Genomic DNA, 22,296 nt, shown 5'->3' with positions numbered 1-22,296 from the left:
AGCGCTTTCTCGACCCTGAGTTTCGGGTTGCGGGCAGGTCGTGTCAATGTCGTTCGCCGCAGCGGCACGCATGTCGCCCGGATGGTCGCCGCCGGCGTGCGTTTTCAGAAAACGCCGAAACTGTCGAAGGCTTCAGCGACCGGGCCCGGCCGCGGCGAGCACCAGCGCCGGAACCGCCCACGCGGGGTCGAGGCGTTCGACGAGGGTGGGCTTCCAGCCGACGTCCGCACCCAGATCCGGGTCGTTCGCCGCGTTGTATTCGGCCAGCAGGTCGACCGCGCGCGGCCACTGGCCGCCCTGGGCCACCAGCGTCCCGGTCGCGTGCAGCACGGTCCCCTTCCAGTAGTGCACCAGCTGCCCCAGCGGCAGCGTGGCCGGAACGCGGAAGAAGTTGTTCTCCGCGTAGATCCGGGACTCGACGCCGACGCCGAGCGAGTACGTGTAGGCCGCCGGGTCCTCGATCGAGTAGAGGTTGTCGTAGACGTGCACCTGGCCGTACCGCACCCGCGGCGCGCGCTGCCCGATCTCGGAGAACAGGTTGTGGTGCAAGGTGACGCGCAGCTTGCCGACGTCGTAAGCGGGCTTGTCGGTGTTGCCGATCAGCATGGTCTTGTCGTGGTCGTGCAGCCGGTTGTAGGACACGGTCACCAGGTCCGAGCCGTTGACGATGTCGAGCAGCCCGTCGTGGACCTCGTACTTGCGGCCGTAGTACGTGGGCTGCTGGTCGTTCCCGCCGTCGCTGAACTCGTCGTGGTCCACCCAGACGTGCGTGGCCCCGACCAGGTCGAGGTTGTCGTACTCGGAGTTCCAGTTGCCGTCGGCGGTGTCCAGGGGGTCCCACTGCGGGAAGCAGTCGTGGGCGTCGGAGAAGTGCAGGTTCCGCAGGATCACGTTGTCCCCGGTGACGCGCAGGGTCAGCCCGTGCAGCGTGGCGTCGCGCCCGAGGCCGACGATCGTCGTGTTCGGGCCGACGTCGAGGACGACCTGCTTCGCCTGGTTGGCCTGCGACCACTCCCGGGCTTCTTCCAGCGGTCCGGACGGCGGCACTCTCCCCCAGGTCGCCGGGTCGTACGCCGCCAGGTACGCCGGGAGGCTGTACGCGGGGTCGGCGAAACTTTCACAGCTCATGGGCCGGTCGGCGGCGTCCACATTGCCTTCGACGGTGCCGCGGACGTAGATGATTTTCGGTGCACCGGGGTGCGCGGCCAGCGCGCCCGCGAGTTCGGAGCGTTTGGTCACCGTGCGGATGTCTCCGCGAGCGGCGGCCGAGCCGCCGGTGGTGCCGGTGGTCGCCGCGGCCCAGCCGTCGTGGGCGCCGAGGACGACCCGGCCGGGGTCGCGGCCGTGAGCCTGGACGGGTGCTGCCGTGAGCGTCAAACCGAGCAGGGCGAAGCACCCCGCGAAAGCCTTCCAGCGCATGTCGGCTCCTCTAGTCGGTGTCCTGCCTGTCGAGCACTCGTGCCGCGTGCCGCGCGAGCCCGGCCGCGTCCGGGGCGCCGTCGATGACGACGACGTGGTGGGTCAGGGTCAGCTCCTCGCCCGGTTCGAGCAGCCAGGGCGAGTGGTAGGTCGCGGCGAAGCTGACCACGGGGAACGGCTCGGCGCGGACGTACCAGGCCGTCGGGTGGGCCGCGTTGCCCGGGCTGTCGGCGAACAGCAGCGTCGAGGTCCGCAGGCTCTCGTCGTGCTGCCCGGTGAAGGCCAGCCACGGCGCCCGGTGGCCCATCGCGTCGGCCGCGGACTTCCCGTCCGACGTCCGGACCGTGCCGCCGACGAACGAGCGCGGCCCGCGCCAGAACAGCCCGCCGTAGCCGGCGGTGTCCCGCCCTTCGGTGACCGGGCTCCCCCACCGCAGCTCGTGGCCGCTGGTGTTGCGCAGCCGGCTGGACCAGGTGAGCGTCCAGTGCCCGCCGCGCAGCGAGACGTCCCCGAAGCGCAGCGTGCGGTGTTCGGTGAGCCAGCGCCGTCCGGACGCGGTGCGCCAGGCCAGCTCGTGCCGCAGTGCGCACTGCCCGCCGGCGTCGTCGATGCTTTCCCAGCGGACGTGGCCGACGGTGCCGTTGTTGTCGAGCGGGGTGTAGCCGCGGCCGCGCACGTAGGTGCGGCCGCCCCAGAAGTTCTCGCCGGACAGGTGGGCCATGGTGAACTGGAGGCCGTTGTGCCAGGTGTGGTCGTGCGGCCGGACCGCGGTCACGATCTCCCCCGCGGTGGTGCGCAGCGGGTGCAGGTACGGCTTCGGCGAGTCCCCGGCCGGTGTCGGCGGCTCGACGACGTACTCGGCCAGCACGACGTCGCCGAGGCGCACGCACACCCGGCCGTCGGCCTCCTCGGTCGCCTCCGGCGTGCCCACGGCGGCCCGGCTCACGCCGGTTCCCCGATCTCCTCCAGCAGCTGCGCGACCGGCACCGGCCGGCCGGTTTCCAGGGACCGGTTCGCGGCCAGCCCGGTGAGCAGGGCCTGCAGGCCGGCGTCGTGGTCGGCCGCGCAGCCGAGCGCGTCCGGTTCGGCGTCGCCGAGCAGCTCCGCGAGCATCCGCTCGTCGCCGCCGCCGTGCCCGTCGCCGAGGAGCCCGTCGAAGACGGCTTCCGGCGGTTCCCAGTGCCGTTGCACGGTCAGCCGGGCGCGCGCCCGCTTCGCCACCGGCTCTGCGCCGGACGCGTACTCGTTCTCCCGGACGTCCAGTTCGAGCCGTCCTTCGTTGCCGGAAAACGCGACTCGGTAGCCCTCGCGCGGCGAATACGCGTGCAGGTGGTAGTTCAGCACCGCCCCGCCGTGGTGGCGCACGAGCACCGACAGGTCGTCTTCGATGGTGACGCCGGGCGCGAACACGTCCTGGTTGCGGACGTAGCCGTCTTCCCGCTCGGCGTCGTGGTAGAGCGCGCGCAGCTTGGGTGAGGCTTCGAGGTCCAGCGCGAACCGGTCGCCGTCCGTGCGGTGGCCGGCTTGGTCGCCGTAGAAGAACAGCCGGCCGAGCGCGAACACCGTCTCGGGGCCGGTGCCGAGCCACCAGTTGACGAGGTCGAAGTGGTGGCCGGACTTGTGCACGAGCAGTCCGCCGGAGTGGGCCTTGTCCCGGTGCCAGCGGCGGAAGTAGTCGGCGCCGTGGGTGGTGTCGAGCAGCCAGCTGAACTCGACCGAGCCGATCGCGCCGATCGCGCCGCCTTCCAGGAGCTCCCGTACTCGGCGGTGGACCGGGTTGTACCGGTAGTTGAAGGCGACCCGGACCGACCGGCCGGTCTCCCGCCGGGCCGCGAGGATCGCCCGCGCGCCCTCGACGTCGGTCGTCATCGGCTTTTCCGTGACGACGTCGCAACCGGCTTCGAGCGCGGCGACGACGTACTCGGCGTGCGTGTGGTCCGGGGTGCACACCACGACGACGTCGATGCGTTCTTTCGCGAGCATGGCGGCGAAGTCCTCCGGCCGGTAGCCGGGGATCTCCGTGCCGAGCCAGCCGTTGTGCACCCGCATGCGGGTTTCGTTGTGGTCGCAGAAGGCCGCGAGCTCGGCTCGCGGCGACGCGGACAGTGCCTTGGCGAACAGCTGGGCCCGGGAGCCCAGGCCGACGATCGCGTGGCGACGCACCGCCATCACCTCTCTCGTTCAGGCGCGCGTGGCGGCGCCGGTCCAGGGCAGGGCGAGTTCGGAGAAGAGCGCGAGCCGCTCGGCCGCGGTGTCGACGTCCCGGTCGACGCCGGGCACGACGAAGTGCCGGTCGGGCCCGCTGTCCACGGCCCGCACCCACTCGGCGGGCAGCGGCAGCGGCTCCGGGGCGTCGTGGACCGCCTCCACCAGGGCGGTGAACGCGCGGGTGGCGGCCAGCGGCGCCCGCAGCGGCTCGCCGTCGCGGACGTGCGCGACGAGGTTGGCCAGCAGGTCGCGCGGCGGCCCGACCTCGCGTTGCGCGCCGTCGACGGTGACCAGGTCCGTCTTGTAGTGCCAGCGGATCCGGCCTTCCGTGCCGTGGACCAGTACGTACGGGTCGTGGTCGGCCTCGGCGTCGAGGGTGGCCGCGACGACGACGTCGGGTGCCCCGGCGAAGCTCAGCCGGGCGCAGGCGGTGTCGTCGGACTCGATGTCGCGGGCCCGGTACAGCTCCACGGCGGTCCGCTCCGGGAGCGCTTCGGCGGTGCCGTTGACCAGCAGGGCGGTCGCGACGGCGTGGGCGAAGGGGTTGGTCAGTGCCCCGTCGACCACGGGTTGCCCGCCGACGCGTCGGCGACCCGCCCACTCGGCGCGCGCGAAGTACCGGTCCCGGCGGATCCACGCCCCGGCGGCGGCGATGCCGGTGACCGTGCCGATCTCGCCGTTCGCGATGGCTCTTCGCACCAACGGGACGGCCGCGGAGCCGAAGCTCTGGAAGCCGGTCTGGCAGGCGCGGTCGCGGGCCAGCTCGGTGAGTTCGCCGAACGCAGCGAGGTCCAGCACCGGCGGTTTCTCGACGAGCAGGTGGCAGCCGGCGGCGAGCGCGAGCTTCGCCAGGGACAGGTGGGTGTGCGGCGGGGTGGCCACGATCGCGATGTCCGGGGTGGTGCGGGCGAGCAGTTCGGCCGCGTCCCGGGTGATCACCGCGGTTGCGGGCAGCACCGCGCGGGCCTCCGCCGGGGGCTCGCGGATGTCGCACGCCCCGGCGAGGACGAGTTCGCCGCGGTCGTGCAGGGTACGGGCGCGGCGCAGGTGCTGGCCCGCGTACCCGGCCATGCCGAAGACGACGACGTTCGGCGTCATCGGCGGCCGCCGGTCGCGACCGCGGCCAGGGCGAGTGGCCCGGCCACCACGAGCGCCAGGATCGGCAGTGTCCGGACGAGCAGGACCGCGATGCCGAGCGCGGCGGCGAGGAGCAGGGCGTTCTTGGGGTCGGCGGCGGTCTCTCGCGCCGCCGCGACGAACGCCCGGCGCCAAGCGGGACCGCCCGCGGCGCCACTGACCGCCGCGGTTTCCCGCGGCCCGGCCCAGCGCCGAGCCGGGCCGCCGGTGGCCACCAGCTCGCACGTCCGCAGCGCCACCACCGCACCGGCCGCCGCCAGCACCCACAGCACCGGCTTCAGCACACCGGCCCCCGGCATGGAAGCCACCACCTCGAGGTCCACCGCGAACACCACGACCGCCGCCAGGCAGCTCAGCCCGAAGAGCATCCCGCCCCGCGCGGCCGCGCGGAAGTCCGCCCAGAACGTCGTCCACAGTGGACTTCCCACGTCCCGCCGGGTGCGGTCGAGGACCCGGCAGCCCGCCACCAGCGCCGGGGCCGCCGTCACCACCGGGACCGAAGCGAGCGCGACCAGCAGCCCCGCCAGCAGGCAGTCCGAAAAGTCGCCGAGCCCGGTGCGCCACCCTGTTGATCGCTTCAGCGTTCGCATCGCCGTCACCCCTTCAGGCCGCTGGTGCTGACACCTTCGACCAGCAGGCGCTGGAAGGCGAGGAAGAACAGCACGATCGGGACCAGCGCGAGCGCGGACATCGCGAACATCGCGCCGAAGTTCGACTCGCTGCTGGTGTCGACGAACAGCCGCAGGCCCAGCGGCACGGTGAACTTCTCCGTGTCGTTCAGGTACACCATCTGCGTGAAGAAGTCGTTCCACGTCCAGATGAACGTGAAGATCGACGTCGTCACCAGCGCCGGTTTCGACAGCGGCAGCACCACGTGCCAGAAGGTGCGGTACACCGAACAGCCGTCGATGATCGCCGCTTCGTCGAGCTCGCGCGGGATGCCCCGCATGAACTGGACGATCAGGAACACGAAGAACGCCTCGGTGGCCAGCAGCTTCGGCAGGATCAGCGGGACGAACGTGTTGACCAGGCCGGCCTGCTGGAAGATCACGTACTGCGGGATGAGCGTGACGTGGTAGGGCAGCATCAGCGTCGTGATCATGAAGGCGAACAGCGCGCCGCGGAACCGGAACTTCAGCCGGGCGAACGCGAACGCGGCCAGTGAGCACGACAGCACGTTCGCCGCCACCGACAGCCCGGCCACCAGGAACGAGTTCAAGAAGAAGCGGCCGAACCCGACGCCCGCCGCTCCTTCCCAGCCCTTCGTGTAGCCGTCGAAGACGAACCGGGTGGGCAGCAGCGCCAGCCGGGAGAGGATCTCGTCCGGCGGCTTGACCGACGCGAACGCCAGCCACACCAGCGGGTAGAGCACGACGGCCACGATGACCAGGCACAGCACGTGCCAGCCCACCGAGCGGGCGCTCCGCGGCAGCACCGTCATTTCCTCTCCCCTGTGCTCTCTACGTCGTCGTAGAACACCCAGAGCTTCGCGGTCCGGAACACGATGGCCGTCACGATCGCGATGACCACCAGCAGCACCCAGGCCATCGCCGACGCGTAGCCCATCCGGAAGTCCTGGAAGCCGACCTCGAACAGGTAGAGCGTGTAGAACAGGTCCGCGTCGGCCGGGCCGCCACGGCCGCCGCCGATGACGAACGCCGGGGTGAACGCCTGGAAGGCGTGGATCGCCTCCATCACCAGGTTGAAGAAGATCACCGGCGACAGCATGGGCAGCGTGATGTGCCGGAACCGGCGGAACGCGCCCGCGCCGTCGATCGCCGCCGCCTCGTGCAGCTCCGCCGGGATCTGCTTGAGCCCGGCCAGGAAGATCACCATCGGCGCGCCGAACTGCCAGACCCCGAGCAGCACGATCGAGGCGAGGCTGAACTGCGGATCGTCGACCCAGCTCGGCGTGTGCCAGCCGAAGAACGCCAGCAGCTCGTTCACCGGGCCGCCGCCCATGAACAGCGCCCGCCACACGAGCGCCGCCGCGACGCTCGCGCCGAGCAGCGAAGGCGCGTAGAACGCCGCCCGGTAGAAGCCGTTCGCCCCGCGGCGGGTGTTGAGCAGCATGGCCACCAGCAGGGACACCGTGAGCTTCAGCGGCACCGAGACCAGCACGTAGATCAGCGTGACCTTGACCGACTGCAGGTAGCGGTCGTCGCCGGTGAACATGTGGGTGAAGTTGCCGAACCCGACCCACTTCGGCGACGTGAACATGTCGTAGTCGGTGAACGACAGGTACAGCGAGACCACCATCGGGCCGACGGTCAGCGCCACCGCGCCGAGCAGCCACGGCGTCAGGAAGGCGAACGCCTCCGGCTGGCTCTTGCGGCGGCGCCCGGCCGGACGGCCCCGGCGGCCGCGCGCGGCGGGCGCCGGGGGCGCGACCGGCGGATCCGGCGTGCGCAGGGTCGTCATCGGCTACGACAGTCCCTTCTGGGCTTCGGTCATGAACCGGTTGACCGCGTCGTCGATGCTCATCCGGCCGAAGGCGACCTCTTCGTACGTGCGCTGGAGCAGCTTCTGGATCGCGCCGGCGCCCTTCGGCGGCACCGGCGGCGCGGCGCCGAGCTTCGGTTCGAGCGCGGCTTCGTAGTCGTAGAGGGTTTTGTCGTTGCCCTTCGCGTCGGCTGCCAGCTGCGCGCGGACCTTGAGGTTCGGCGCGAGGCCGCGGTCGGTGCCGACGATCCTGCCGACCTCCGGGTCGTTGATCAGGAAGTTCACGAGCTTCGCCGCCGCCTCCTGCTGCTGGCTGCGCGCGGACACGGAGAGGAACATCGACGGCCGCCGGTACTGCCCGGTGTCGCCGTTCGCGCCGCTCGGGTAGGGCGCCACGTTCAGCGGCTTGCCGTTCGCCTTCGCATACGCCGGCAGCAGGTTGTCGTAGGCGAACTCCGAGCTGGTCAGCTTCTTGCCCAGCGGCGCCTGCTCGGGCGAGGTGTTGTAGGACGCCGTGACGTCGGCGGGCGAGGCGGCCTTCGTGTCGCGGAACCTGCTCGCCAGCTGCCAGTAGCGGCGCAGGTCGTCGGCGGTGAAGCCGAGCTTGCCCTCGGGGGTGTAGAACTGCTTGCCCTGCTGGCGCAGCCAGATCTCCAGGGTCGTGTCGAGGATGCCGAAGTCGGTCACCCCGCGCGCCGAGCCCGCCGAGCTCACCTTCTGCGCCGCCTCGGCGTAGGAGTCCCAGGTCAGCCCCTTGGCCGGGTCGGCACCGGCCGCGGTGAACGCCGCCGGGTCGTAGATCATCGCCGGCGTGTTCTGCGCCCACGGCACCGCGTACCGCTTGCCCTGGTAGACGCCGGTGGCCGCCAGCTCCGGATTGACGTCGGCGAGGGAAATCGCCTTGCCCGCGCCGGAGTTCAGGTCGGCCAGGACGTTCCGGCCGCCGTACTCGGCCAGGTAGCGGCTGTCGACGTTGAGCACGTCCGGTGGCTTGCCCCCGGCCGTCTGCGTCGCCAGCTTCTCCCAGTAGGCCGCGTACGCCGAGAACGACGTCTGCACCTTGATGTTCGGGTTCTTCTGCTGGAAGAGCTCGACGGCCTTCTTCGTCAGGTTCGCCCGCCCTTCGCTGCCCCACCACACGAAATTGATGGTCACGTCGCCGCCGCCACCGGAGTCCGAGCCGCAGGCGGCCACCCCGGTCAGCAGCAGCGGGACCACCACGGCCAGCGCGGCGGCACCCCGCCTTCTGGTCCTGCGCTCAGTTGTCCGCCCCATCGAACTCTCCGTCCTCAGCGTGTCAGCACTTTTCTGAAAACGCTGTCAGCGCGCTCACGGTAGGCAGTGCGCCACACCGGTGTCAACGGCCAATTCGGAACAGTAGCCCTTGTGCAGCAACACTTTCAGCATTCAGCGGGCTGAACGCGGGCAGCGTAAGAAAGCGCTTACCGGAACCGGGTCGATGGCCGGGCCGTCAGCGCGATGAGCACCGGTGGCCGCTAGCCGGTGCGTTCGGCGGCCGCACCGCCCGTTCGCCGCCGGGCGGCGTTCGCCCACGGGACGCCGATCTCCGAGAACAGCGCGAGCCGGTCCGCGGCGACGGCGACCTCCTCGCCGATCCCCCGCACGACCGGGTGCCGGCTCGCCCCTTCGCCGACCGTGCGGATCCAGCCCGCCGGGATCCGCGACGGCGACGGCGCGTCGCGCACCGCTTCAACCACCGAGGCGAAGGCCCGGGTCCCGGACAGCGGCGCGAGCAGCGGCACCCCGGCCGGATCGAGGTGGTGGGCGATCAGATTGCGCAGCAGGTCGGCCGGTTCGCCGAGGTGGCACCGCTCGTCGTCGATTTCGAGGCGGTGGCTCTTGTACCAGAACTTCGCGCGCCCGCGCTCGCCGTGCACCACGACGTAGGGCTCGTGGTCCTGTTCGGCGCACAGCGAGGCGGCGACGACGATTTCGGGCCCGTCGCCGAACCGGATCCGCAGACACGCGGTGTCGTCGGCCTCGATGTCGCGGGTGCCGTAGAGCTCGAGGGCGATCTCCGCCGGGTCGCGCCCGGCGACCCCGCCGACCAGCAGCGCGGTGGCCACGGCGTGGGAGAACGGGTTGGTCAGGGCGCCGTCGACGACGGCCTCGCCGTCGAGCCAGCGGCGGCCGGCCCACGGGTTGCGGCGGTAGTAGGCATCGGTGCGGATCCACGCCCCGGCCGCGCCGACGCCGACGATTTCGCCGAGCTTGCCGTCCGCGATCGCCGCCCGCAGGACGGGCAGCACCGGGGAGCCGAAGCTCTGGAACCCGGTCTGGCAGGCCGCTCCGGACTCCGCCGCCAGCCGCGACAGCGTGGTGAAGCCGTCGAGGTCGAGCACCGGCGGGGTCTCGAGCAGCAGGTCGCTGCCCGCGCGCAGCACCGCGGCGCCGGTTTGGACGTGCGCGTGCGGTGGTGTCGCGACGACGGTGATGTCGGGGCGGCAGCGGCGGAGGAGGTCCTCGACACTCGAATGCGCGGTGCCGCCCGGCGGCAGCAGCGCACCGGCGGCGGCCGACGGGGGCCGGATGTCGGCCATGCCGGCGAACCGGACCAGCCCTTCGTCGTGCAGGATCCGCGCGCGGTGCAGGTAGCTGAACGCGTAGCCGGACGTGCCGACGACCGCCAGCCTCGGCGGGTCCGCCACGGTGCGGCTCCGGCTCCCCGACATGGATCTCCGATCGGCGGGGCCCCCAGTGGCGGCCCGCGCGGAACTGACGAATGGGTCAGGCGTTGGGAGAAACTTCCGGTCGCCACCGTAGGGTGTGCGCGACAAACGTGTCAATCATCAGGACACCGGTGTCGAAATCGTCGAAGGCGCGATGCTCCGAACGGTCTCCGTGTTTCGAGATAGCGCTTACTGGAATGGACCGCCATCGGCTGCAAGTCATGACCACCGGTTTGCAGGATTTGTTGACAACGCTCTCAGGCGTTTCCATGATGTTGCGGGGAGCCTGCCGAGGAGTAGCCGTGACCGTGACGATTCACGACGTCGCCCGCCGGGCCAACGTGTCGATCTCGACCGTCTCGCGGGCGTTCACGTCCCCGGACCTGGTCCGCCAGCAGACCCGCACCCGGGTGCTGGCCGCGGCGCACGAGCTGGGCTACCACGCGGCCGGCGCGCCGCAGCCGGGGCCCGCGGTCCGCACCGGGCACATCGGGATCGTGGTCTCCGACCTGGGCAACCCGTTCTTCACCGGCGTGCTCAACGGCGTCCAGGCCCGTGCGCGCCAGGACGACATCGCGGTGCTGTTCGCCAACAGCGACGAGGACCCGGCGATGGAGCAGAACCTCGTCCGGCGGATGGCCAAGCAGGTCGACGGCGTGGTGCTGTGCAGCCCGAGCATGACCGACGACCAGTTGCGCGCGCTCGCCGGCCAGACGACCCTGGTGCTGCTGAACCGGGAGGTGCCCGGGATCCCGTCGATCGTGATGGACGCCGCGGACGGGATGCGGCAGGCGATCGAGCACCTGGCCGCGCTGGGCCACCGCCGGTGTGCCTACCTGGGCGGCCCGCGGGCGTCGTGGGCGAACCGGGCGCGCCGGCAGGGCCTGGCGGAGACCGCGCGGAAGCACGGCACGGACGTCGTCGAGTTCGGCCCGTTCCCGCCGGTGTTCGAGGGCGGCCTGCAGGGCGCGGACCTGGCGCTGGCGGCCGACGTGACGGCGATCGTGGCCTACAACGACCTGGTCGCCTTCGGCGCGCTGGCACGGCTGAACGCGCGCGGGGTGCCGGTGCCGGACGAAATCAGCCTGGTGGGCTTCGACGACCTGGTCTTCGCGGCGATCTCGGCGCCCCCGCTGACGACGATCGCGATGCCGACGGAGGCGGCCGGCCGCGCGGCGGTGACGATCCTGCTGGGCCTGCTCGACGGCGAGGCCGACGAGCACACGACACAGATGCTGGACACCCACCTCATCGTCCGCGCCACGACGGCCCCGCCCGTCAAGGGTCATGAATGACTCATTCCCGGCGTCGGACGCCAGGAATGAGTCATTCACCGCGCCGGGTGGTCAGGCGCCGAAGACGGTGCGGCTCAGGAAGGGGTTGCGGAACTTGCCCTGCGGGTCCAGCCGGTCCGCCAGCGCCCGGAAGCCGGCCAGCCGCGGGTACTCGCCCGGGACGCCGTGGAACAGCTTGCCCCAGTGCGGGCGCGCGCCGAACGGGGCCAGGCGCTCCTCGAGCACCGGGAGCACCGCCTCGACCTCGGGCTGCCGCGGCTGCCAGGTGAAGTGCAGGGCCACCCGGTCGCCGCCGTGGCACGGGCTGAGCCAGAGGTCGTCGCCCGCGATCGCGCGGATTTCCGAAACCAGCAGCAGCGGCGCGACGAGGTCGCCGATCTCGCGGACCGCCCGGATCGCGGCCACCGCGTCGGCGTAGGGCACGAAGTACTCCGACTGCAGCTCGTCCCCGACGCTCGGGGTGAACGCCAAGGCGAAGTGCGGGAGCCGCGCGTGCCACGGGCCCGGCACCCCTCGCTGCGGCGTGCAGTTGTCCGCCGGGACGCCGGCGGCGTGTGCCGGGTGGCGCGGCCCGTCCGCGGGAACCGCGCCGAACAGCCCGGCGCGCTCGGTGAAATCGTCGACGCGGCTCTTGACCCACACCTGGTCGATCGCGTCGTTCACCCAGTTCGTGAACATGCTGACGCTGTAGCCGACGTCTTCGATTTCGTCGAACTGCTCGTAGGCGGCTTCCCACGGCAGGGCGTCGAAGACGTCTTGGCGGACGTCGAACGCCGGGACCACGTCGAGGGTCAGCCGGGTGACGACGCCGAACGCGCCGAGCCCGACGACCAGGCCGGGGAACTCGGCGTCGGCCCGGGTGAAGGTCTTCAGCGAACCGTCCGCGGTGACCAGCTCGATGCCGGAGACGGCCGCGGCGAGCCCCGGCTGCCGCCGCCCGGAGCCGTGCGTGCCGGTCGCGACGCTGCCCGCCACCGTGATGTGCGGCAGCGAGGCGAGGTTCGGCAGCGCGAAGCCCGCGTCGTGCAGCTGCTGCGCGAAATCGCCGTAGCGAGCCGATCCGCCGACCGTCACGGTGCCGTCGCCGATCTCGACTCCGGCGTCGAGCGCACGCAGGTCCAGCAGAAGCCCGCCCGGGGAGTCCGCGATGTCGTTGAAGCAGTGCCGGCTGCCGAGGGCCTTGACGTGCGCCGCGGCCGCGACGGCCTCCTGCACTTCACCGACCGTCCGCGGGGTCGTCACCGCATCCGCGCCGTAAGTCAGGTTCCCGGCCCAGTTCGCCTCGCCCACCCGCATGTCCTTCCGCCGTCCGAGATCCGCTTCCGACCCTACGCGGCCGCGGCGCGCCAGAAGTCCCGCATCCAGCTGGGCGTCACGGGGCTGTCCTCGCCGACCTGCGTGAGCAGGACGGTGACCGTGCCGGTGGCGGGCACGACGTAGGCGGTCGTGCCCGTTCCGCCGACCCAGCCGTACCGGCCCGGGACGTGCCACGGCTCGCGGACGGTGATGTCCACCGAGCCGCCCATCCCCCAGCCTTGGCCGTCCAGGAAGAGCGCCCCGATCTCGCGGTGCGCCGCGGTGGTGTGGTCGGTGGTCATCAGCCGGACGGCCTCGGGCGTGAGCACCCCGGCACCCCCGCTCACCAGCATCCGGCCGAACGCGGCCCAGTCCCCCGCCGTCCCGGCGAGACCGCCGTTGCCGAGCGGCAGCGCGGGCATCGTGGCCCACTGGCCGTCCGGCGGATCGGCGAGCACCAGCCCGTCGGCGGTCTTCTTGTAGAACGCGGTGGACCGGCCGGGCTCGGCCACGAAGCCCGTGTCGGTCATGCCGAGCGGGGCGAAGACCCGTTCGGCGAGGAACTCCGGGAAGGACTGTCCGGACGCGCGGGCGGCGAGCAGGCCCTGGATCGTGGAACACGTGTCGTACAACCAGGATTCGCCCGGCTGGTGGAGCAGCGGCACCTCGGCGAGCCGCGCGAGCCAGACGTCCGGTTCGGGGAAGCTCTGCACTTCCCGGCCGTCGCGCTGGACCCCGGCCAGCGCCTGCGCGGCCGGGAGCGTGAAGTCCGACGGGAAGCCCCAGCCGGCCTGGCTGGTGAGCACGTCGAACACCGTGATCGGCCGCTTCGCCGGGACGACGTCGTCGAGCGCGCTCGACGGCGTGCGCACGACCTTCGGCTCGGCCAGCTCCGGCAGCCACCGGCCGATCGGGTCGTCGAGGGCGAGCCGGCCGTCGTCCACCAGCACCAGGACCGCGGCGGCGGTGATCGGTTTGGTGATGGACGCGAAACGGAACAGCGTGTCCTCGGCCATCGGGCGGCTGCCCTCGACGTCGACCGAGCCGACGGCCACGACCTCCCGCGTGCCGCCGGTGTCCACGATCGCCACCGCGCCGGGCAGCGTGCCGTCGTCGACGTGGCTTTGCAGGATTTCGCGCAGGCTCATGGTGGTGCCGACCCTAGTTCAGCGGGCCGGGATGATCGCCTGGTGGGTGCCGCCGAGGCCGTGCGGGCTGAGCAGCCGGCCCATCCGCTTCGGCATCCGCAGCGTGATCGCGCGGTCGAGGACCCGCGCACCGGGTGCGGCCGCCGCCAGCCGCGTCTCGTAGGCCGTGCAGTCGGCCGGCTCCCGCAGCCACGCCGACACGACGAGGTTGCCCTCCCCCACGACCGCGGCCGAGAGCCGGGTCTCCGGCAGCTGCGCGATCGCCGCGCCGACGCGATCGAGTTCCGTCGCCCGCACGTCGAGCCGGTATCCCGCGATCACCGGCCAGCCGGCCGGGACGTGCGCGAGGTCGCACCGGAAGTCCAGTTCGTGGTTGCGCAGCATCCGGGCGAGCGTGCGCCGCACCGCCGACTCGCTCATCCCGCAGTCGCGGGCCAGCACCGCGTAGCTGCGCCGCCCGTCTTCGCCGAGCGACTCCACGAGCGCGCGCAGGCCCCGGTCGTTCCACTGCTGCGGGACGACCAGCCGGGCCTGCACCGCGGTGTCGTCGAGCACCGCCCGCTGCTCCGGGGCGAGCGCGTCCAACAGCCAGCCGCTGCCCTCGCGGTAGACCCGGGTCGCGACGGCGAAGCGGACCTCCCGCACCCCGGGCAGGGCGCCGATGCGGCCGGTGACCAGCGCGTCCAGCGCGTCGAGGTCACGGGCTGCGAGGCCGAGGAACAGGGCGAACCGGCTGGTCGTGCGCTCGACGCTGAACACCGGCGGCCAGCCGCACAGCTCGCGGGTCAGTGCGCTGAGGGAGTCCGGGCGGCAGGCGAGGTCGACGTAGCCGACCGTGGTCGTCGGCGGGGTGGAATAGGCGGTGAGCCAGGCCAGCCCGGCGGCCTGCAGCCGTTCCCAGCGGCGGGCCGCCGTCGTCGCGTCGGTGCCGAGGGCGGCGGCGAGGCGCGTCCACGGCGCCCGCGGATCCCGCTGCAGCGCTTCCACCAGCGCGAGGTCCGGCGCGCTCAACCCCGGGCGCGCCGCTTCCGGCGCACCGGGCGAAACGGGCATGGCGCATTGTGACCTGGTCATGATCGGCTGCCAAGGGGCCGCCGGGCACCGCCGGCGGCCCCTCGCCGTCCTAACGCCGCCGCAGCCGCGGCACCGCGGCCGCGCCGGCCACCAGCACGAGGACACCGCCGAGCACGAACGGCAGCGCCGGGACGTCGCCGGGGTCCGCGGCGGGCACCGCGCGTTCCCGGCCGCCGTAGCCGCCGCCCGCGCCGTCGCGGTCGTAGGCCGAGCCCGGCAGCTTGTCCGCGTACCGCTCGTGCAGCGCCGCGCGGTAGTCCGCCAGGGACAGCTTCGTGCCCGCGGCGAAGCCGGTGACCGAGCCGTCCAGGACGGTCACGGTGTCGCCGTGCACCGCGTACCAGGCGTTGACCTGCGGTTCGTGCAGGAGGTAGCCGCCGGTCGCGGCCTGGGCGTACTGCCGCTCGTAGTCGCCGGAGGCGACGTTGACGACGGCCCAGGCCGGGCCTTGGCGCTCGGCCCAGACGGTCGCGGCGGTGCCGTCGCCGGTCCGCGCCGGGACCGCGACGTAGGCGAGGACGGCGGGGACGTCCGACTTCCCGGCGACGAACGCCGCGGTCGGCTCGTAGACCGGGACCTGCGTGCGCGGGTCGGCCGCCTGCTGGGCCGCTGTCGCCGCGTGGCTGCCGGGGAACTTCGTCTTCGCCAGGCGGCCGAGGGTGGCCGGACCGCCGGTGACCTGCTCGATGGCGGCGGTGTCGGCGGGGGTGGGGGCGCCCGCGGGTCCGCTCGCCGCGCTCGCGGCGCCGTTCGTGGTGAGCATCGTGGCGCCGGCCAGCACGGCCACGCCCAGTCCTTTCCGCAGCATGCTCATCCCTCGATCCCGTACAGCGTGTGGGTCCACTGGAACTGGCTGTTCGAGCGGTAGGTGTCGTAGTTCATCGAGTTGTAGCGGCTGTTGCTCGGCCACGGGTCGCCGTATTCGACGCGGGTGGCGCCGCCGGAATTGTCGTAGCCGTAGAGCACGTGCATGTGGCCGCCGCCGGAGCGCCAGCCGATGCGCGTGCCGACCGGCTTTCCGGCGTCGATCTGGGTTTTGACGCCGGTGAAGGAAAGCGTCTGGCCGCCCGAGTTGTACGTCCCGACGTTCGTGAAACCGAGGTACCGGAACACGCGCTGCTGGTCGGACAGGTAGCCCTGGTTGTTGGCGCAGTCGCTGCCGGATTCGTTGTGCGCGATCTGGCAGAAGCGGGTCTGGGTGAGGGAGTAACCCCAGTAGTCGGCGATGGTGTTGCCGCTGGCGTCCCAGCACCACTGGTTCTTCTGCTGGGCCTGCATGGTGATGCCGAGATCGGTCCGCGCCGCGGCCGCGGTGGCCGGGGCCGGCACCGCGACGGCCACGAGCGTGGCCGCAGCGAGTCCACAAAGGACTCCTGAGATGGTTTTCACGAAGTGCTCCTCCAGCCGGTGAGGTTTCGACGTGGTGGCACGGAATACTCCGCGCCGGCCCGGTGATCCGGTACCTACCAAGGGAGGATTGCGTTGGCGGGAAACGATTCCGGCGGATCCCGGCGGTTCCGGGGTGCCGGATTCCGGCAGCGGCTCGGGGCCGCCGGACGGATTCCGGCGGCCCCTGCGTCGCGGCCGGTCAGGAAACGGTCGTCGTGCCGAGGGTGACGTCCTGGTCCGGAGGGTCGAGCGTCAGGGCGACGTCGAACTCGCCGAGGCCGCTGTCGGTGACGACGTGCGTGGTCGCGGCGGAGTCGACGCTGCTGGTCGCCTCGCCGGCCGGGGTGCCGGCCGGGACGGTGAAGTCGACCTGGCCGAGCGCGGTGAATTTCAGGCTGCCTTCGGCGGGCACCGGCGTCTCGGGGATCGGCAGCTCGACCGGGATGGCCACGGACTGGCCGCCGATCGCGACGTTCACCTGGGACTTGATCGTGCCGGAAAGCTTGGTCGCGCCGACCAGGCGCAGGCCGTCACCGGCGGTCTGGCCGGCGTCGACGTCGAGGCTGAACGGCACCGAAATCGTGCTGCCGGCGGTCGCGGTCGCCGGGATGTCGGCGTGGACCACCACGGCGACCTGCTGGTCGCCGATCAGCGGGAACCCGCCCCGGTAGGTGAGCGTCTTTTCGGCCGCCGCGGCCGGACCGGCGGAAACAATGGCGAGCGCGGCGGCCATCAGCGCGGCAACGCCGATTCCACGGCGTCGGGTCTTCAGCATTGTTCGTCCTTTCCTCGTCGGGCTTCGGATACTAGGTGGAAAACTTCCCAACCAGCCATGACGATTTTCGGGAAGCGGGGAATTTGTCATGCGCCTCCGGCCGCGCCGTCCGTTTTTTGTCATTCACCCGCGCTCGGCTCGCGCACCCCGGGGAGCCGGACGGTTGCCGAGCGGACGAGAGTGAGTGTACAGTCACTCACATGACGAAACGCGGTGCCACGCTCTCCACCTCCGACGCCCGGCGGGACGCCGTCGTCGAGGCGGCCATCGCCGAGTTCGCCCGCGGCGGCTACCACGGCACGCCGATCAGCGCGGTCGCCGCCCGGGCCGACATCTCCCCCGCGTACGTCTTCAAGCTGTTCCCCGGCAAGGTTTCCCTCTTCGTCGCCGCGCTCGACCGGTGCTACGAACTGGTCGTGCACGCCCTCTCGAACGGCGCCGCCCGCGTCGGGGACGCCGACCCGGAAAAGATCCTCGACGCGATGGGCAGCGCCTACGGGGAGCTGATCGCCGACCGGAACCTGCTGATGCTGCAGGTGCACGCCCAGTCGGCCGCCGACACGCCCGAGATCGCCGACGCCGTCCGCCGCGGGCTGGCCAAGGTGACCGAGTTCGCCCGGTCGCGCTCCGGCGCCACCGACGACGAAGTCCAGCGGTTCATCGCCTTCGGCCAGCTCTGCCACCTGATCACCACCCTCGACCTGAAAGAGCACCCCGGCGAATGGGCCGCCGTGCTCTCCGCCGGGATCCGCCACCCCGGCACCAGCTGAAACCCGGCCCCGTCGCGAGGCCGGTTCTCTCGACCGTCGAGTGATTGACTAGTCACTCACCCAAGGAAGAATCCTTCATGACCGTCACCGAGATCGTCCTCCCCGGCCTCGTCGAGCCGGACGGCCTGCGCGTCGAACACCGCGAGCTGCCGCGCCCCGGCGCCGGCGAAGCCCTCGTCCGCGTGGAGGCGACCGGCGTTTCCTTCGCCGAGCAGCAGATGCGCCGCGGTAAGTACTTCGACCAGCCGCCGTTCCCGTTCGTGCCCGGCTACGACGTCGTCGGCACCGTGCTCGAAGCCGCGGACCCGGGCCTGACCGGCCGCCGGGTGGCCGCGCTGACCAAGGTCGGCGGCTGGCGCAGCCACGTGGTCCTCCCCCAGGCCGACCTCGTGCCGGTTCCGGCGGAGCTGGACGCGGCCGAGGCCGAAACGTTCGTCGTCAGCGGCATCACGGCGTGGCAGATGCTGCACCGGATCGCCCGCGTGCGCGCCGGGGCGACGATCCTGGTGCACGGCGCGAACGGCGGCGTCGGCACGACCCTGGTGCAGCTGGCCCGCATGGCCGGGATCGAGGTGATCGGGACCGCGTCGGCCCGGAACCTGGACGCGGTGACCGCGCTCGGCGCGACGGCCGTCGACTACCGCGGCGACGTGCCCGCCGAGGTGCGCGAGCTGGCCCCGGAAGGCGTGGACGCGGTGTTCGACCACGTCGGCGGGCCCGGTATCGCCGACTCGCTCCGGCTGCTCGCCCCGGGTGGCACGCTGGTCGCCTACGGCACCGCGGCCACCAAGGACGAGCCGGGCAACTCGCGGCTGCCGGTGCTGAAGCTGTTCGCCCGCCTGCTGTGGTGGAACGCCCTGCCGAACCGCCGCCGGACGCACTTCTACAACATCTGGGCCGGCAAGCGGAACCTCACCCGGTTCCGCGCGCGGCTGGCCGAAGACCTGACGGCCGTCTTCGACCTGGCGGTGCGGGGAGAGCTGCACGCTCAGGTGGCCGCGCGCATTCCGCTGGCCGAAGCGGCGAAAGCCTTGGCACTGGCCGAATCCGGCACCGTGACCGGCAAGGTCGTGCTCGTCCCCTGAACGCACCGAAGGCCACCGTGCCCGATCCGGCGGGCGTGGTGGCCTTCGGGTCGTGGGCGATCAGTCCGTGCCGAACTCCATCGCGGCGTTGTCGAGCAGCTCGACGTCGTCGGTCTTGCCGCGCGAGGCGATCACCTCGGCGCCACCCTCGGGCATCGCGCCGATCAGGCCGGTCGACGCGGCCTGGGCGGCGCCGATCAGCTTCGGGTTCGAGCCGCCGACCATGCCGAGGCTCGCGTACTGCTCCAGCTTCGCCCGCGAGTCGGCGATGTCGAGGTTGCGCATGGTCAGCTGGCCGATCCGGTCGACCGGGCCGAATGCCGAGTCCTCGGTCCGCTCCATCGACAGCTTGTCCGGGTGGTAGCTGAACGCCGGGCCGGCCGTGTCGAGGATCGAGTAGTCCTCGCCGCGCCGCAGCCGCAGCGTCACCTCGCCGGTGATCGCGGTGCCGACCCAGCGCTGCAGCGACTCGCGCAGCATCATCGCCTGCGGGTCCAGCCAGCGGCCCTCGTACATCAAGCGGCCGAGGCGGCGGCCCTCGTTGTGGTAGCTGGCGAGGGTGTCCTCGTTGTGGATGGCGTTGACGAGCCGCTCGTAGGCGGCGTGCAGCAGCGCCATGCCGGGCGCCTCGTAGATGCCGCGGCTCTTGGCCTCGATGATCCGGTTCTCGATCTGGTCGGACATGCCGAGGCCGTGCCGGCCGCCGATGGCGTTGGCCTCCAGCACCAGGTCGACGGCGGAGGCGAACTCCTTGCCGTTGATCGTCACCGGACGGCCCTGCTCGAAGCCGATCGTGACGTCTTCGGCGGGGATCTCGACCTCGGGGTCCCAGAACGCCACGCCCATGATCGGCTTGACGATCTCGATGCCGGTGTCCAGGTGCTCCAGGGACTTCGCCTCGTGCGTCGCGCCCCAGATGTTGGCGTCGGTCGAGTACGCCTTCTCGGTGCTGTCCCGGTAGGGCAGGTCGTGCGCGAGCAGCCACTCGGACATCTCCTTGCGGCCGCCGAGCTCGGTGACGAAGTCCGCGTCGAGCCAGGGCTTGTAGACGCGCAGGGAGGGATTGGCCAGCAGGCCGTAGCGGTAGAACCGCTCGATGTCGTTGCCCTTGTACGTGGAGCCGTCGCCCCAGATCTGGACGTCGTCCTCGAGCATGGCGCGCACCAGCAGGGTGCCGGTGACCGCGCGGCCGAGCGGGGTGGTGTTGAAGTAGCTGCGGCCGCCGGTGCGGATGTGGAACGCGCCGCACGTCAGCGCGGCCAGCCCCTCTTCGACGAGGGCTTCCTTGCAGTCGACCAGCCGGGCGATCTCGGCGCCGTACTGCCCGGCCCGCCCGGGCACCGACTCGATGTCGGGCTCGTCGTACTGGCCGATGTCGGCGGTGTAGGTGCAGGGCACCGCGCCCTTGTCGCGCATCCACGCGACCGCTACGGAAGTGTCGAGGCCACCGGAGAAGGCGATACCGACACGCTCGCCGACGGGCAGGGAAGTGAGCACCTTGGACATGCGAATAATTATGCACGGCTATGCATCGTCGTGCAATCCGGGGTGCGCCGGGTCACGAAAACCCCGTTGACGTGCGTGGTTCGGTGATCGCATGGGCCGGATGCACGCCGATGAGCACGCCATCGACACCACGTTGGTCCGGCGCCTGGTGCGCGGGCAGTTCCCGCGGTGGGCGGACCTGCCGGTCACTCCCCTGGCCTCCGGGGGCACGGTCAACGCCGTGTACCACCTCGGGGACGACCTGACCGTCCGGCTGCCGCTCACCTCGGGCGGCGCCTCCGACATCACGAAGGAACGCCGGGCCCTCGGCGCCCTCGGCGAGCTGCCGGTGGCGGTCCCGGACGTCGTCGCGGTCGGCGAGCCCGCCGAGGACTACCCGTGGCCGTGGGCGGTGCACGGCTGGCTGGACGGCACGCCGGCGCGCGAAGGCCGCGACGCGCCGGCCCGCGACCTGGCGGAGTTCGTGCGTGCGCTGCGGGCACACCCGGCGGACGGTCCCCCGACCCGACGCGGGAAGCCGCTGGCCGACGTGGACACGGCCACCCGCCGGGCGATCGAGGAGCTGCGCGGCACCGACGAGCCGTTCGACGCGGAGGCGGCCCTCGCGGCCTGGACCGAGGCGTTCGACGCTCCACCGTGGACCGGACCGCCGTGCCGGCTGCACGGCGACCTGATGCCGGGCAACCTCCTGCTGCGCGACGGCCGCCTGAGCGGCGTCCTCGACTGGGCGACCGCCGGGGTGGGCGACCCGGCGATCGACCTGATCCCCGCGTGGAACCTGCTGACCGCGGACACCCGGCCCGCCTTCCGCGACGCCGTCGGCGACGACGACGCCACCTGGGCGCGCGGCCGCGGCCGCGCGCTGTCGATGGCCGTGATCCAGCTGCCGTACTACCGGCACACGAACCCGGTCATCTCGGCCAACGCCCGGTACGTGCTCACCGAGCTGGGCGTGCTCACCCGTTCCCGATGACCGGCAGGTCCCACCGCAGGGCGTGCAGGTCCCGGCCCCGGACCGTGCAGGCGCCCGTGACCGCGCCGCGGTCGTTGAGGTCCTCGGCGCCGCACCAGTGGTGGTCCGGCAGCCGCCCCAGCGCGGTGAACCCGCCGCCGGGCCCCCAGACGAAGAACTGGCCGGAGCCGATGGCCACGAGCGCGCTGCCCGTGTCGTTCGCGGTGACGAACCGGGTCCACACGCCGTCCGGGTTCGGGGGCACGGTCGGCTGCCCGGCCGGGTTTCAGCGGGCCAGCTGCTTGGTGCCGTCCCCCGCCTCCACGGTGCCGTAGATCGTCCCGTCCTCGCCGATCTGCTCCGCCGTACTGAACTTCCAGGTGGTGTCGAGCACGGTGAGGTGACCCGCCGCATCCCACTTCGCGGCGTGGGAGCCGCTCGAGCCGACGACCGTGCCCGCGTTGTCGAGGTCGGCGGGCGTGCCGCCGCCTTCCAGCGGCACGAGGTTGCCCGCCGGGTCCCAGTACTTCGACTCCCCCTCGTACGCGCTGAGGACCGCGCCCGCGTCGTTGATCGCGAAGCCGCGGCCGTCGCCGAGGGCCGTGACCGTGCCCCGGGTCGTGTCCCACTTCACCGCCGTGTCCGGAGCCGAAGCGCCGTAGGAATACCCGACGGCGACGCCGTGGGCGTTGATCGCGGCCACCCTGGAAGACGGGTAGCCCGGCACCGGCGGCAGGTCCACCGGCACCCCGGCGGCGCCCCAGAGTGTCGCCCGCCAGCCGGACCCGTCGGCCTTCATCGAGTTCCCGAGCGCCACCCCGTCGTCGGTGAGCGCGACGGGGTCGACCGTGTCGTAGCCCGGCTGCGGCAGCAGCTCGGTGATCCGGCCTGCCGCGTCCCACCGGGCCCCGCGCGGGTTGTTCGCCTTGTCGACCGCCGTCCCGAACACCGATCCGTCGTTCGACACCACATTTCCGTAGCTGTTCAGTCCCCCGGGCAGCGTGCCCAGGTCGACCGGGACGACCGGTTCGTCCGCACCGGCCGGGACCGCGGTGAGCACCATCGCCACCGCCGCCGTCGCGAGAACACCTCTGAACATCCCCTGCTCCT

The 22,296-nt window shown here is 72.1% G+C and carries 22 protein-coding genes; 4 read left to right on the top strand and 18 right to left on the bottom strand.

The window, feature by feature from the left end; translation table 11 throughout:
• Positions 1-132 precede the first annotated feature (132 nt).
• The 9 genes from IE317_RS12055 to IE317_RS12015 form a co-directional block, all read right to left on the bottom strand.
• The gene (locus IE317_RS12055) at positions 133-1,419 is read right to left on the bottom strand and encodes a pectate lyase family protein (RefSeq protein WP_191309370.1); all 1,287 of its coding nucleotides are present in this window, start codon (positions 1,417-1,419) and stop codon (positions 133-135) included.
• A 10-nt stretch (positions 1,420-1,429) separates the two neighbouring features.
• Positions 1,430-2,365 carry a PmoA family protein gene (locus tag IE317_RS12050; RefSeq protein WP_191309368.1) on the bottom strand — a complete coding sequence of 312 codons (936 nt, stop codon included), beginning with the start codon at positions 2,363-2,365 and terminating at the stop codon, positions 1,430-1,432.
• Positions 2,362-3,588 carry a Gfo/Idh/MocA family protein gene (locus IE317_RS12045; protein ID WP_191309366.1) on the bottom strand — a complete coding sequence of 409 codons (1,227 nt, stop codon included), beginning with the start codon at positions 3,586-3,588 and terminating at the stop codon, positions 2,362-2,364. The genes IE317_RS12050 and IE317_RS12045 overlap by 4 nt, the downstream gene beginning before the upstream one ends.
• Before the next feature lie 12 nt (positions 3,589-3,600).
• Complete coding sequence (locus IE317_RS12040; RefSeq protein ID WP_191309364.1) at positions 3,601-4,725, bottom strand: Gfo/Idh/MocA family protein; 1,125 nt, start codon at positions 4,723-4,725, stop codon at positions 3,601-3,603.
• Complete coding sequence (locus IE317_RS45100; protein WP_191309362.1) at positions 4,722-5,354, bottom strand: DUF624 domain-containing protein; 633 nt, start codon at positions 5,352-5,354, stop codon at positions 4,722-4,724. Before IE317_RS45100 ends, IE317_RS12040 begins: the two co-directional genes overlap by 4 nt.
• A gap of 5 nt (positions 5,355-5,359) precedes the next feature.
• Complete coding sequence (locus tag IE317_RS12030) at positions 5,360-6,205, bottom strand: carbohydrate ABC transporter permease (protein ID WP_191309360.1); 846 nt, start codon at positions 6,203-6,205, stop codon at positions 5,360-5,362.
• The gene (locus IE317_RS12025) at positions 6,202-7,185 is read right to left on the bottom strand and encodes a carbohydrate ABC transporter permease (RefSeq protein ID WP_191309358.1); all 984 of its coding nucleotides are present in this window, start codon (positions 7,183-7,185) and stop codon (positions 6,202-6,204) included. Before IE317_RS12025 ends, IE317_RS12030 begins: the two co-directional genes overlap by 4 nt.
• A gap of 3 nt (positions 7,186-7,188) precedes the next feature.
• Complete coding sequence (locus IE317_RS12020; RefSeq protein WP_229902654.1) at positions 7,189-8,481, bottom strand: ABC transporter substrate-binding protein; 1,293 nt, start codon at positions 8,479-8,481, stop codon at positions 7,189-7,191.
• A gap of 221 nt (positions 8,482-8,702) precedes the next feature.
• The gene (locus IE317_RS12015) at positions 8,703-9,899 is read right to left on the bottom strand and encodes a Gfo/Idh/MocA family protein (RefSeq protein WP_191309356.1); all 1,197 of its coding nucleotides are present in this window, start codon (positions 9,897-9,899) and stop codon (positions 8,703-8,705) included.
• A gap of 299 nt (positions 9,900-10,198) precedes the next feature.
• Between IE317_RS12015 and IE317_RS12010 the strand changes: the two genes are divergently transcribed.
• Entirely contained in the window at positions 10,199-11,191 is a 993-nt protein-coding gene (locus IE317_RS12010) for a LacI family DNA-binding transcriptional regulator (RefSeq protein ID WP_191309354.1), read from the top strand.
• A gap of 51 nt (positions 11,192-11,242) precedes the next feature.
• Here the strand turns inward: IE317_RS12010 and IE317_RS12005 are convergent, their stop codons facing one another.
• The 6 genes from IE317_RS12005 to IE317_RS11980 form a co-directional block, all read right to left on the bottom strand.
• The gene (locus IE317_RS12005; protein WP_191309352.1) at positions 11,243-12,487 is read right to left on the bottom strand and encodes an FAD-binding protein; all 1,245 of its coding nucleotides are present in this window, start codon (positions 12,485-12,487) and stop codon (positions 11,243-11,245) included.
• A gap of 32 nt (positions 12,488-12,519) precedes the next feature.
• Positions 12,520-13,635, bottom strand: coding sequence for a serine hydrolase domain-containing protein (locus tag IE317_RS12000; protein WP_191309350.1), 1,116 nt, complete (start codon positions 13,633-13,635; stop codon positions 12,520-12,522).
• An 18-nt stretch (positions 13,636-13,653) separates the two neighbouring features.
• On the bottom strand, positions 13,654-14,709 hold the full coding sequence (locus IE317_RS11995) for an Lrp/AsnC family transcriptional regulator (protein ID WP_229902653.1): 1,056 nt from the start codon (positions 14,707-14,709) through the stop codon (positions 13,654-13,656).
• Between the two features lie 49 nt (positions 14,710-14,758).
• Entirely contained in the window at positions 14,759-15,523 is a 765-nt protein-coding gene (locus IE317_RS11990; protein ID WP_191309348.1) for a hypothetical protein, read from the bottom strand.
• Positions 15,520-16,098: a papain-like cysteine protease family protein gene (locus IE317_RS11985; protein WP_191309346.1), complete on the bottom strand. Its 579-nt coding sequence runs from the start codon at positions 16,096-16,098 to the stop codon at positions 15,520-15,522. Before IE317_RS11985 ends, IE317_RS11990 begins: the two co-directional genes overlap by 4 nt.
• Positions 16,099-16,297: 199 nt before the next feature.
• Positions 16,298-16,873, bottom strand: a complete 576-nt coding sequence (locus IE317_RS11980) for a DUF6801 domain-containing protein (protein ID WP_191309344.1) — start codon at positions 16,871-16,873, stop codon at positions 16,298-16,300.
• A gap of 200 nt (positions 16,874-17,073) precedes the next feature.
• Between IE317_RS11980 and IE317_RS11975 the strand changes: the two genes are divergently transcribed.
• A complete protein-coding gene (locus tag IE317_RS11975) occupies positions 17,074-17,643 on the top strand; it encodes a TetR/AcrR family transcriptional regulator (protein ID WP_191309342.1) in 570 nt (189 codons plus the stop codon).
• Between the two features lie 77 nt (positions 17,644-17,720).
• Entirely contained in the window at positions 17,721-18,728 is a 1,008-nt protein-coding gene (locus tag IE317_RS11970) for a medium chain dehydrogenase/reductase family protein (protein ID WP_191309340.1), read from the top strand.
• Between the two features lie 60 nt (positions 18,729-18,788).
• Here the strand turns inward: IE317_RS11970 and argG are convergent, their stop codons facing one another.
• Positions 18,789-20,234: an argininosuccinate synthase gene (argG, locus tag IE317_RS11965; RefSeq protein ID WP_191309338.1), complete on the bottom strand. Its 1,446-nt coding sequence runs from the start codon at positions 20,232-20,234 to the stop codon at positions 18,789-18,791.
• A gap of 91 nt (positions 20,235-20,325) precedes the next feature.
• Here argG and IE317_RS11960 point away from each other — a divergent pair, with 91 nt between their 5' ends.
• Complete coding sequence (locus tag IE317_RS11960; RefSeq protein WP_191309336.1) at positions 20,326-21,207, top strand: aminoglycoside phosphotransferase family protein; 882 nt, start codon at positions 20,326-20,328, stop codon at positions 21,205-21,207.
• Here the strand turns inward: IE317_RS11960 and IE317_RS11955 are convergent.
• On the bottom strand, positions 21,191-21,451 hold the full coding sequence (locus tag IE317_RS11955; protein WP_191309334.1) for a hypothetical protein: 261 nt from the start codon (positions 21,449-21,451) through the stop codon (positions 21,191-21,193). The genes IE317_RS11960 and IE317_RS11955 overlap by 17 nt on opposite strands.
• 21 nt (positions 21,452-21,472) lie before the next feature.
• Entirely contained in the window at positions 21,473-22,285 is an 813-nt protein-coding gene (locus IE317_RS11950; RefSeq protein ID WP_191309332.1) for a hypothetical protein, read from the bottom strand.
• Positions 22,286-22,296 lie beyond the last annotated feature (11 nt).

The organism is Amycolatopsis bullii (assembly GCF_014654205.1).
GTDB lineage: Bacteria > Actinomycetota > Actinomycetes > Mycobacteriales > Pseudonocardiaceae > Amycolatopsis > Amycolatopsis plumensis.
This window is presented reverse-complemented; position numbering and strand designations above follow the sequence as displayed.